This window comes from Shewanella holmiensis (assembly GCF_025370255.1).
GTDB classification, from domain to species: domain Bacteria; phylum Pseudomonadota; class Gammaproteobacteria; order Enterobacterales; family Shewanellaceae; genus Shewanella; species Shewanella holmiensis.
Genome location: NZ_JAMTCD010000061.1, coordinates 1 through 1,049, shown reverse-complemented (window position 1 = coordinate 1,049; position 1,049 = coordinate 1). Strand labels below are relative to the sequence as shown.

The window sequence follows — 1,049 nt, the reverse complement described above, 5'->3', positions numbered from 1 at the left end:
ATCAAGAGATCATGATTAACTCGGTCAAAGAACTTAGACAGATCAACGTCGACGGCAAATTTGCGTTTCTGTTTGATGATATCCCTTACTTGCAGTACTGCTTGTTTGGCATTTCTGTTCGGCCTAAAGCCAAAGCTGTTAGTCGAGAAGAATGGGTCAAACAGTGGCGTGAGTATTTGAGCAATAGCTTGCTGTATCACACGGTCAATGACGTTAGGGATCCCCAATTTGCGTTTACCGCCATCGGGTTTGTCGATCTCCACCCGCCTGACCGCTGAGGGTTGGTATTCACCTAGCTCTAATTGAGATTTACATTGTTGCCAGCCGCCTTGTTGCATCCAAAGCGGGAAGGCTTCGATGGTCATGCCATCGATGCCAGCCGCGCCTTTATTGGCTTTAACTTGACGCCAAGCTCGGTGTAGATTTTCAGGTTCGAGCAGTTGTTGAAATAGATCGCGGTTGAAGGCCGGTTGCATATCAATACGCTGCCGATAGTAATCGTCTGGCGACGTAGTGGGTATCGACAAGTTTGACAAGACTCCTCCTTCTTCTAAATGTTCAGGCCTTCACCATATCCCAACCATTACGATGGGCGTTGGGCTACTATGCCGTCTGCTGACTTCTGCTTAATCACATGCCAAGTTACCCCGTCATGCGCTATCGGTTTTCATCTGGTTCGCTCTTTTCAGTCGATGATGCTGAAAAGCCAAGGCACTTATAAACCAGAGCCTTACTGGTTAATGACCGATCGCGTGTTAAACAGATCTCCCCAGATAAGAACATGAACTTTCTTTGCACTGCTGCATCATTTACGGTGGCCATTAGATCACGTGGTTTCGTCGTCTTGTGCCAACTCACCTCTAGCCTACGCCTCATATGATGTTCTTGTTCATCAGCTCGCAAATTTGCTAGCGGCTTCCTCCAGACCAAACCTTGCAATTAAGCCCTTGCCATTCGCTAGTAGTTAACGTTTAATAACAGTATGTTATTCTCTTTTAGAAAGAGTAACGGTGATCTTCCTACAGAGGACTTTCACCTCATTAGTTCAT

Annotated in this window: 1 protein-coding gene; it reads right to left on the bottom strand. The window is 46.4% G+C overall.

The window, feature by feature from the left end:
* The coding region (locus NE535_RS18625; RefSeq protein ID WP_261300042.1) for a reverse transcriptase domain-containing protein at positions 1-536 on the bottom strand (536 nt) is incomplete at its 3' end.
* Positions 537-1,049 lie beyond the last annotated feature (513 nt).